Source organism: Nostoc sp. KVJ20 (assembly GCF_001712795.1).
In the GTDB taxonomy this organism is placed as follows: Bacteria; Cyanobacteriota; Cyanobacteriia; order Cyanobacteriales; family Nostocaceae; genus Nostoc.
Genome location: NZ_KV757690.1, coordinates 1 through 10,617 on the forward strand (window position 1 = coordinate 1; position 10,617 = coordinate 10,617).

Below are 10,617 nucleotides of genomic sequence, written 5' to 3' on the forward strand. Positions count from 1 at the left end.
ACTTTTAAAACATCCTCTAAGACCCCCACAAAATCTAGGATTTGGTAGTTTTCAATTCCTGCGCCGATCTGAATCCCCGACTGATTTATTCTGACTCCTGAATTCTGACTTCTGAATTCTTGTTCAAAGATTTTTTATCTTTCGTAGCTATGAATGAGCAGTACATGGTTTCTGTTTTGGCAGTAGCTTTCCAAAACTCACTACTTTGCTAGAATCCAACTGTCAATAGGGTTTGAGGCGTGCTAACCCTGGATATTTATATTACTGTTATCAATATTAAAAATGTGTTGCTTGACAAAACTACTTACACAAAATTTGAAACACTGCCAATACTGCGTAAGTCTTATGATTAGCACAAGCGCCACTTTTAAATATTTGGGAATGTGAGGAATGTCAATTTTTATTAAGCGCAAAACCCGCGATCGCGAAAAGCACGAGCCTGATAGCGACCGCCAAGCACTACAGCAAAGCGCCGAACGTGAATTCAAACGCCAATTTTTCGGTTTACTTTTGGTAATTGTAATGTGGAGTTTAGCTATGGGCTGGCTTCTAGCTTTGGCAACTAATGCCCAAAGTGCGACTCCCACCGCTGAAATTGGCACTGTTGACGTAGTACCTGCACAATACCAACTAGGGCAAGAACTGTATTTGGAAAACTGCGCCACATGTCACATCGGTATACCACCAGCAGTTTTACCCACCCAAACTTGGAAAAATCTCCTGCAAGACTCGCAGCACTACGGCGCACAACTCAAGCCTTTAGTCGATCCGCCGCGTATCTTAGTGTGGAAATATCTTTCGACTTTTTCCCGTGTGCAGCTAGACGACGAAGAAACACCCTATCGCCTCAACAACTCACGTTATTTCAAAGCTTTGCATCCAGGAGTCCAATTACCACGTCCTGTCCAGATTGGCAGCTGCGTCAGCTGTCATCCCAGTGCTAGTGATTACAATTTTCGCCGCTTGACCGCAGAATGGCAGTGAAGAGTGAGGAGTTAGAAGCGAGGAGTTGAAAAATTCATAACTCATAACTCTTAACTCCTAACTCTATTCCCCCACTCCCTCTCTGACCCCATCTGTGGGCAAAATGATACTATGAAGAAAGACTAAATATAAGATAAGAGTTAAAAGCAATCAGTTTACTAAATGATTGGCTGATTTTTCTCCTGTTTTTGAGTTAATTCTCATTTAACACCCATCCACGACCAAGACGGTTGGCCTGGGTTAAATGTTTATAATCAATGCCGACCCTTTAATCCCCATCCCCTTGATTCAGTTCTATAATCTGCCATGCTAAAACTTCTGTTGGGCGACCCCAACGCTCGTAAGCTTAAAAAATACCAACCTTCTGTTACTGAAATTAACCTTTTAGAGGAAGAAATTAAGGTTCTTTCCGATGATGAGTTAAAAGGTAAAACCGTCGAATTTAAACAACGGCTTGCCAAAGGCGAAACCTTAGATGACATATTGCCAGAAGCTTACGCCGTTGTCCGGGAAGCAGGACGGCGAGTCTTAGGCTTGCGGCACTTTGATGTCCAACTCCTTGGCGGTATCATTTTGCACGTAGGGCAAATTGCCGAGATGAAAACTGGTGAGGGTAAAACACTAGTTGCCACCTTGCCGAGTTATTTAAATGCCCTTACTGGTAAAGGTGTACACGTCATTACCGTGAACGATTACCTGGCTCGTCGGGATGCTGAATGGATGGGACAGGTACATCGGTTCTTGGGGCTGAGTGTGGGGCTAATTCAGTCAAGCATGACTCCTAGTGAACGTCAGAAAAACTACGACTGCGATATCACCTATGTTACCAACAGCGAGGTCGGCTTCGACTATCTGCGGGATAACATGGCGACATCAATGGCAGATGTGGTACAACGCCCGTTTAATTATTGTGTAATTGACGAGGTGGACTCGATTTTAGTTGATGAGGCGCGGACACCACTGATTATTTCTGGGCAGGTAGAAAGACCTACAGAAAAATATCTGCAAGCCGCTGAAATAGCATTTACACTCAAAAAAGACGAACATTACGATGTAGATGAAAAAGCTCGTAACGTTCTATTGACAGATGAAGGGTTTGCGGAATCAGAAAATCTTTTGGGAGTCACAGATTTATTTGACCCAGAAGATCCTTGGGCGCACTTCATTTTCAATGCAATTAAAGCCAAGGAACTTTTTCTCAAGGATGTAAATTACATCGTCCGCAATGGTGAAGTGGTAATTGTGGATGAATTTACTGGTCGGGTGCTAGCCGGACGGCGTTGGAGTGATGGATTACACCAAGCGATTGAAGCAAAAGAACACGTAGAGATTCAGCCAGAAACTCAAACTCTCGCGACCATCACTTACCAAAATATGTTCTTGCTGTATCCAAAACTCGGTGGAATGACAGGAACAGCAAAAACCGAAGAACCAGAATTTGAAAAAATTTACAAACTCGAAGTTGCGGTAATTCCCACCAACCGCGATCGCAGACGGGAAGACTTGTCTGATATGGTCTTTAAGACAGAATCAGGTAAGTGGGGGGCGATCGCGAGAGAATGTGCCGAAATGCACGAACTCGGTAGACCTGTATTAGTAGGAACCACTAGTGTAGAAAAATCTGAACTTCTGAGTAGGCTGCTGAAGGAATTGGCGATTCCTCACGAATTACTTAACGCCCGTCCTGAAAACGTCGAGCGTGAGGCGGAAATCGTCGCCCAAGCTGGACGCAAAGGTGCTGTTACTATTGCTACCAACATGGCTGGTAGAGGTACAGACATCATTCTGGGTGGTAACTCCGAATATATGGCGCGTCTGAAGCTGCGGGAATACTTTATGCCCCGGATCGTCATGCCAGAAGATGAAGATAGCTTTGGCGTGCAAAGAGCAGCCGGATTGCCTACAGGACATGGCGGTGGTCAAGGCTTTGTCCCTGGTAAGAAAGTCAAAACTTGGCGGGCTTCGCCAGAAATTTTCCCAACTCAGTTGACAAAAGAAACAGAAAAACTACTCAAAGATGCAGTAGAAATTGCCGTGCGTGAGTATGGTGAACGTAGTTTACCGGAACTGGAAGCTGAAGACAAGGTAGCTGTGGCGGCAGAAAAAGCTCCCATTGATGACCCTGTAATTCAGAAATTGCGGGAAGCTTACAACCGCGTCAAGCAGGAATACGAACAATTTACTACCCGCGAACATGATGAAGTAGTGGGAATTGGGGGTTTGCACGTAATTGGTACAGAACGCCACGAATCACGGCGGATTGATAACCAGTTGCGCGGACGTGCAGGAAGACAAGGCGACCCTGGAACCACGAGATTCTTCCTCAGTTTAGAGGATAACCTACTACGGATTTTTGGTGGCGATCGCGTTGCTGGGTTAATGAATGCCTTCCAAGTGGAAGAAGATATGCCCATCGAATCTGGGATGCTTACCCGCAGTTTGGAAGGCGCACAGAAAAAAGTTGAAACCTATTACTACGACATTCGGAAGCAGGTATTTGAGTATGACGAGGTGATGAATAATCAACGTCGTGCTATTTACGCCGAACGCCGCCGAGTCCTAGAAGGTCAAGATTTGAAAGAACAGGTGATTAAATACGCTGAAAAAACGATGGATGACATCGTTGACTACTACATCAACATAGACTTACCCTCGGAAGAGTGGGAGTTAGAAAAGTTGGTTGAGAAAGTCAAAGAATTCGTCTATCTGCTAGCTGATTTGCAAGCGAGTCAATTAGAAGATATCACAGTCAGCGAAATTAAAGCCTTCCTCCACGAACAGGTACGAATTGCTTACGACCTCAAAGAAGCGCAGATTGACCAAGTTCAACCCGGACTTATGCGCCAAGCGGAACGCTTCTTTATATTGCAACGCATTGATACCCTGTGGCGGGAACACCTGCAACAAATGGATGCCTTACGCGAATCGGTGGGGTTACGCGGTTATGGGCAAAAAGACCCGTTGATTGAATACAAGAGCGAGGGTTACGAACTCTTCTTGGATATGATGGTTAACATTCGCCGAGATGTGGTGTACTCATTGTTCATGTTCCAGCCGCAGCCGCAGCAGATGGTGCAAGCTTCGTCTGAGATGGTGTAAATAGCTAATATCTCACGCAGAGACGCTAAGATGCAAAGGTTTCTTAGCGCCTTTGCGTTTTGATATTAGACCTCGTATGAGTTTAGGAACACTGAAAAATAGGGTTTAGTAGACCACAAACAATCTTAGTGAGGTCAATAATGGAAAAGAATTCATGATTTAAGTGAGGCGATCGCAGAGTAAGCTATAAGTAAAACGTTGTTTTTGGATATGAGTCAATTTGTGAGTTCAATTAACCTACAATTATCTCCAGATTCCATAAGTCAAGGTGAGCAGGCTATTCGTCAGGAAATTGCCTTGCAGTTATACGACCAAAATATTTTTACTTTTGGTCAAGCACGCCGCTTGGCTAATCTATCTGTATGGGAATTTCAGCAACTTTTAGGGCAACAAAAAATTTCACGCCATTATACTGAAATGGATTTAGCAGATGATATTGAGTCCATTACAACAGGTTCTTGGTAGTTGTGACAGTTATTTGCAACGCTACGCCTTTGATTAACTTCGCTGCTATCAATCGTCTTGATATTTTACAGGCAGTGTTTGGGACAATTGTTATACCCCAAGCTGTATATAATGAAACGACGGGTTCAAGCTTTCCAGCTTCAGAATTTATATTGCAAGCAATTGCTTCTGGATGGCTACAAGTCCATCTTGTTTCAAACATAGCACTCAACATCCCCCCAGAGCTAGATCATGGAGAGCGAGAAGCCATTGCCTTAGCTCTCGAAACTAGTGAGCTAAACATTTTGTTAGATGAACGGGAGGCTCGCCAAGTAGCTAAAAATTTGGGATTACAGGTAATTGGTACTCTCGGCATTCTCTTGTTAGCAAAAAATAGAAAAATTATTCCTCAAGTACAACCACTACTTGATGCCATGATTGATATTGCCCAATATTGGGTTAATGCCACACTCTATAAACAAGTCTTACAGCAGACAGGAGAATTAGTCGAGTAGTTTATTACCCTCACTGTCACGAATCGCATTGATCGAGTCTGGCACAACGAGGCTTTATTTCTTCGGATGAAGTTCAATCTTATACTCTGGATGATGTTTTAGTTGATACGGGCGCAACTTTGCTGGTTTAGATATACCAGATGACTATGAATATATGGAACCAGCTTTAATTGAGTTGTTAAAACAGAAAGTTTTACCTTTATTAAAAATAAAAAAATGAATATTCAAGAAGCTTTTAATATTGCCGCAGGAGATTACGATAACTTACGTCGTGTTTTAATTCCCTGTTTTGATGACTTTTACAAAACAGCCGTTGAAATCATCCCAGTTGATTGCACCGCACTGATAAAGGTTCTAGATTTGGGTGCTGGTACTGGACTTTACTCAGGTATGGTTCAGTCAGTTTTCCCGAATGCAGAGTTCACCTTGTTGGACTTAGCCCCTGAAATGTTAGAAAAAGCTAAGTTGAGATTTAGCAAAATGGGTAAATCTCCCAAAATCTTAATTGGTGACTATATTGAGACTGATTTAGGTGGTTCATATAATCTGATCATCTCTGCTTTATCGATTCATCATCTGTCAGATGTTGACAAAGAACTTCTTTATCAACGGATTTATGATGTTCTCAATCCTGGAGGGATATTTATCAACGCCGATCAAGTTCTCGGTAAAACGCCTGATTTAGAACAACTTTACCGTCAACACTGGCTAAATTCTGTCCGCGCGAAGAATATTTCAGAACAGGATCTCAAAGCTGCACAAAAACGCATGGAATACGATCGCATGGCAACCCTGGATATTCAACTTAGCTGGTTAGAAGCGGCTGGATTCCAAAATGTGGATTGCTGGTACAAAAATTTCAGCTTTGCTGTTTTTGGTGGTTATCGACCAACTATTTAACCGCTATTTTTGCGGCAAAGATTCCAGGTAGAGGAGAATGGATTATTTGCCAGAACAGTAGCTATTAATTTCGTTGACTATTGAACTTTCTTCGCTACTACTCTTTTGCAGAGATACCAAAAAGCCCTTTGCTGCTGGTAGATTCTTTTTATCTATGGCTGCTGCTGCATTATTCAATTCCTTGCTGATGTTCTGATAGAGTGTGAGAAAACGTCCTTGAAAACCTTGCAATTTTTCATCTTTAACTTCTAGTGCTTTCATCTCTTTAGTAAGTGGGTCTATCTTACCAGCAAGTTCAGTTAAAGCTTTGGAACCTTTTGCCGGATTGGGATTTTTGCCGAATTCCTGACCTAGAGTAGATGCCTGATTGGCAACCTTGATGACTTTGTTACATTGAGCAACTTTACTTTCGCCACAACCTGCAAATAATAAAGCGATCGCAGTAGTGACTGAAAGTATAAAACTTTGCTTAAATACGCGTTGCATAGGTTCTATGATCTCCAACTATATTTAGTGAAAGTTGGACAGTAGGAATGGATGGTTAGAGAAAATACTTTTTCTAAAAAGAATCTTTATTTCTGTTTTTAACTTTCTTTCTGCCCTGTTACTTTATACTTCATTTTTTCGACAATGTGTATGTAATTACACGCAAATAACCCAATTTTAAATTAGATAGTCGTGTCGTCCTTTACTCTAGCAATTTTGGAATTAATCTCAGTGTTGCAGTCGTATTTTCTGTAACATTCTTTGATTCCCATAATATCTGGTGGTATTCAATCTTGCGCCAAGGTTCAACCATATCGTTGTAGTGGCGATGGAAAGCATGACCTGATTGCCCAGGGGTGTGAATTGCTACTGAATTATCCAAATTTCCCAAATCTACAATCATCCGCAGTGAAGGAATATCAGTCACCTCAAAGGATTTATTTGCTCTCCAGCGGTTAGCATTCACTGTTTCGCCGTTACCAGAGGTAGCAAATGCACCACGATTAAATAAAGCTTCAATCGGTGCAACCCCAGATTTACCTAAAGTGGCATTCCGAAAAGTAATTGTATGCAGCTTGCCCCAATTCCAGTTGTTCGGGTCTTTGCTTTGAATTCGTTCTAATTCATTCACGGCTTCTATAAAGGATTGCCGTAGGATTTGGTCGCGGTTCTCAACTTTTGGGGTGTTGCGATTATCCCACCAAGCACTATTGGGCTGTTTGACCAGATTTGCTACCACAGCATACCAGCGATCGCCTCCATGCGGAAAGTACTTTTCAGGCAACTGATCGTGAAACGTATCTGCCAGTAAGTGTTTCCAGAAGACTTCAAACAAAGCAGCCACAGGCGATGTCATTCCTAACTGCAAATTCCAATCTTGTAGTAATTTTTGGGCTGCTTGCAAGCGAGGAGTATCAACAGTGATAGATTGCAGTAGTGGTACTAATGTTTGTGCATTCAGATTGCGATCGTCTCCTTGTATTCGCTGCACACCTTTGAGGGAAATCGGTTGCGTTTGTTGTGAAATCATCTCAACAATGCGCTGTGCCCGATAGCCATAAACCCAGTCTGCGGTAATTAGATAAGGATATTCACGCATAACTAAATTATTGGCAGTAGCAATATAACCTTGAGGTGGATTAAAACTTTTGGGCAATTTCTCAAAGTCAATATAGCCTTGCCACTCATATTCATCCGTCCAACCAGGAACGGGATAACGCCCATCTCCCTGAGCGCGGATGGGGAATTTACCAGGCATTTGGTAGCCAATATTGCCATCAATGTCAGCGTAGACCAAGTTTTGAGCGGGGACATCATAATTGCTGGCAGCAGTGCGGAATTCCTGCCAGTTTTGAGCGCGATTGATTTGGGGAACGGCATACCCTAGTTTGGAAGGTTCTAGGGCTGTCCAGCGCAGGGCTACGGCGTAATTTTGCGGTAATTCTAGCGACTGACTTGGCTGGAATTGCTTTAGATTGGGCGAAACATCAGAGAGAATTGGCCCATGTCGGGTATAGCGAACCGTTTGGACAATCGGTTGACTTCCGGCGATTTGAATCGTCTCTGGCACGAGTTGCATATCAACCCATTTACCATTGACTTCATACTGGTTAGGATTTTTCGGGTTGATTTTCTCGATGTATAAATCCATCACATCAGATTGTACATTGGTGACACCCCAGGCAATGCGATCGCTATGACCGATAATTACTCCAATCATTCCCGCAAAGGAAAAACCAGAAACGTTGTAGGGACATTCTGCATTCTTCGGTGTGCAGTGTAGACCAACCTCGTACCAGATAGAGGGAATTTGCACACCTAAGTGCGGGTCATTCGCCAAAATTGGCTTACCTATAGCTGTTCGCTGACCAGATATTACCCAGCTATTCGAGCCAATACCTATTCCCGTGGGCCCTATAAGTTGTTCCAAAGCCATCATCGGCTTAGTAATTGACTCCAAAGCAGGTAATACATCTGGAGAGTCGAGAAGTGAAGAAGAAGCGGGCAAATAACTCTGCGTGTTCCCCTGTCTCTGTGTCCCTGTGTTCTCTTTCTTCTGGAACTCAGGTAAAATAACTGGCAAGTCTTGAGGGTATGGTGGAAAAAGTTCCTCTACTTGATTCGGGTTAAGGGTTTTGAGCAAAATAGTACGTTCAATTTCGCTCTGAAAATTTCTGCCCAAATCGTAAGCCATTACCTTCCCCCAAGTCAGAGAATGCAGTATTTGCCAAGGTTCTGGCTGATACCCAGGATTGAGGAACTTTAGCACAGTGTATTCTAGACTCAGGGCACTGCCTTGATGCTCTCTCAAATAGGCATTGACACCATCAGCGTAAGCTTCTAGGTATGCTTTCATCTCTGCATTAATTTCCTGAATTTCTTGCTGCGCCACCCTCGCCCAACCCATTGTCCGCAGATATTTATCAGTGTCAACCTGAGATGAACCAAACATTTCTGAAAGTCGCCCAGAACCAATGTGTCGCCAAAAGTCCATTTGCCAAAATCGGTCTTGGGCGTGGATATAACCTTGCGCCATGAATAAATCGTGAGAGTTGGCAGCATAAATATGGGGAATACCCCATTTATCCCGCCGAACCGTTACTTCAGCTTTTAGTTGAGGTATTTGAATTGTGCCACTCTCTTGCGGAAAGGATTGGCGCACGGTGTAGGTAGCAAATCCTACTAACAATAGCCCCAGCACTGACAGGAAAATCAGAGTAATTTTGAGTCTTTTACGTAACCAACCTTTCCTGGAGTTTTTCATGTGAGCTTCCCGTGGCATTGTTTGGTGAAATCAGGCGATACTATAGGAGGAGGCAGAAGGCAGGAGGCAGGATAGCGCAGCGGTAGCGAGTCCGCGAGCGTCGGCAGGAGGTAAAAGTATTATTATTCATAGCCTTGGGGTTTTCAAAATGTCCTAACCTATGTGACTACGGCTATACAAGGTATTTAATCAGAATTTATAGAAAATTGTGATCTACCCATTTCAAATGCGCCTGACACCGTTTTTTGTGAAGCTGCGTATTGTATTCTTTTTTCAAAGTGGTATTACTATGTACATGTTCATACAAGATTGGTGTATGTACACAGCTAAAATTTTGTTGTATGGCCATAAAAATTGTATAACTTTATCGAGGATGTTGGAGGCAGAGGGCAGGATAGCGCAGCGTTAGCGAGTCCGCGAGCGTCGGCAGGAGGAAAACTGCCCGACGCTCCAGGACTCGCTACCGCTGCGCTATCTGTAACACAAAAATTCTAGTTTTGTGGCTCTTNNCCTCCTGCCCTCTGCCCCCTGCCTCCTTCAAAAAATCTCACAAACTTGTGCAATTTACAAACTCATTTATACGATGCCAAACCTTCTCTAATAAATCAGGAGCATCGACATCAAACCATTCAATTTTTGGATATGCCCGGAACCAAGTACGTTGTCGCTTGGCAAATTGTCTTGTATGCAAAATTGTTAATTCTTTCGCTTCATTCAAAGAAATATTGCCAGACAAATATTGCTTAATTTCTTGATACCCCAAAGTATTCAATAAAGACAAATCAGCGCCATATTTTTGACAAAGATACTCCACTTCAGTAACTAAACCATTTGCGATCATTTGCTCAGTACGCTGTTGAATACGAACACCCAACTTTTCAACATCGCAATCTAAACCAATTTGCAAAATCGGATAATTTGGTGGATTCTCCCCTTGCTGTTCTGAAATTGGATATCCGGTTACATAAAATACCTCTAATGCTCGTAAGGTACGTACTGAATCATTGCCATGAATTTTCTGTGCGGCAACTGGATCAACTTGTTGTAACATTGCGTAGAGTTGTGGTTGACCGAGAGATTCCAGCTGCGATCGCAATTCTGTTTGTGGTGCAACTCTCGGAATTTTCATTCCTTGGACAATGGAACGGATATATAAACCAGTGCCACCAACTAACAAAAGTGGTGTAACATCAACAGAAGCAATTAAGGCTTGTGTTTGTTCCTGATAGTCTGCTACTGTCATCATGTCTGTTGGAGCGCAGATATCTATTAAATAGTGCTGCACCAATTTTTGTTCAGCCACAGTTGGTTTCGCCGTCCCAATATCAAACTCACGATAAACTTGACGAGAATCCGCACTGAGAATCACAGAACCCAACCGCATCGCCAAAGCCAAAGCCAAACCAGACTTACCTGTTGCCGTCG

Annotated in this window: 8 protein-coding genes and 1 pseudogene; 6 read left to right on the forward strand and 3 right to left on the reverse strand. The window is 43.0% G+C overall.

What is annotated here, in order from left to right:
* Nucleotides 1-390: 390 nt before the first annotated feature.
* The 6 genes and pseudogenes from A4S05_RS28710 (at nt 391) to A4S05_RS28730 (ending at nt 5,942) form a co-directional block, all read left to right on the forward strand.
* Nucleotides 391-984 carry a cytochrome C gene (locus A4S05_RS28710; protein ID WP_176727135.1) on the forward strand — a complete coding sequence of 198 codons (594 nt, stop codon included), beginning with the start codon at nt 391-393 and terminating at the stop codon, nt 982-984.
* 306 nt (nt 985-1,290) lie between these two features.
* Nucleotides 1,291-4,083 carry a preprotein translocase subunit SecA gene (gene secA, locus A4S05_RS28715; protein ID WP_069073189.1) on the forward strand — a complete coding sequence of 931 codons (2,793 nt, stop codon included), beginning with the start codon at nt 1,291-1,293 and terminating at the stop codon, nt 4,081-4,083.
* Between the two features lie 222 nt (nt 4,084-4,305).
* Complete coding sequence (locus tag A4S05_RS28720; protein ID WP_069073195.1) at nt 4,306-4,548, forward strand: UPF0175 family protein; 243 nt, start codon at nt 4,306-4,308, stop codon at nt 4,546-4,548.
* 2 nt (nt 4,549-4,550) lie between these two features.
* On the forward strand, nt 4,551-5,042 hold the full coding sequence (locus A4S05_RS28725) for a PIN domain-containing protein (RefSeq protein WP_069073196.1): 492 nt from the start codon (nt 4,551-4,553) through the stop codon (nt 5,040-5,042).
* Nucleotides 5,043-5,045: 3 nt separating this feature from the next.
* Nucleotides 5,046-5,167, forward strand: a pseudogene (locus tag A4S05_RS44330) (aspartyl protease); the annotation flags it as partial.
* 91 nt (nt 5,168-5,258) lie between these two features.
* Nucleotides 5,259-5,942 carry a class I SAM-dependent methyltransferase gene (locus tag A4S05_RS28730; RefSeq protein WP_069073190.1) on the forward strand — a complete coding sequence of 228 codons (684 nt, stop codon included), beginning with the start codon at nt 5,259-5,261 and terminating at the stop codon, nt 5,940-5,942.
* A gap of 42 nt (nt 5,943-5,984) precedes the next feature.
* Here A4S05_RS28730 and A4S05_RS28735 read toward each other — a convergent pair whose 3' ends face one another.
* The 3 genes from A4S05_RS28735 to miaA form a co-directional block, all read right to left on the reverse strand.
* Nucleotides 5,985-6,428 (reverse strand): hypothetical protein, encoded by a 444-nt coding sequence (locus A4S05_RS28735; protein WP_069073191.1) that lies wholly within the window; start codon nt 6,426-6,428, stop codon nt 5,985-5,987.
* Nucleotides 6,429-6,630: 202 nt separating this feature from the next.
* Nucleotides 6,631-9,192, reverse strand: coding sequence for a penicillin acylase family protein (locus A4S05_RS28740; RefSeq protein ID WP_069073192.1), 2,562 nt, complete (start codon nt 9,190-9,192; stop codon nt 6,631-6,633).
* Between the two features lie 547 nt (nt 9,193-9,739).
* The coding region (miaA, locus tag A4S05_RS28745) for a tRNA (adenosine(37)-N6)-dimethylallyltransferase MiaA (protein WP_069073193.1) at nt 9,740-10,617 on the reverse strand (878 nt) is incomplete at its 5' end.

What these genes read in the sequence shown, in the direction of transcription:
- A4S05_RS28710 (WP_176727135.1), top strand. Translation starts at nt 391, where the DNA reads ATGTCAATTTTTATTAAGCGCAAAACCCGCGATCGCGAAAAGCACGAG.
- secA (WP_069073189.1), top strand. Translation starts at nt 1,291, where the DNA reads ATGCTAAAACTTCTGTTGGGCGACCCCAACGCTCGTAAGCTTAAAAAA.
- A4S05_RS28730 (WP_069073190.1), top strand. Translation starts at nt 5,259, where the DNA reads ATGAATATTCAAGAAGCTTTTAATATTGCCGCAGGAGATTACGATAAC.
- A4S05_RS28735 (WP_069073191.1), bottom strand. Translation starts at nt 6,428, where the DNA reads ATGCAACGCGTATTTAAGCAAAGTTTTATACTTTCAGTCACTACTGCG.
- A4S05_RS28740 (WP_069073192.1), bottom strand. Translation starts at nt 9,192, where the DNA reads ATGAAAAACTCCAGGAAAGGTTGGTTACGTAAAAGACTCAAAATTACT.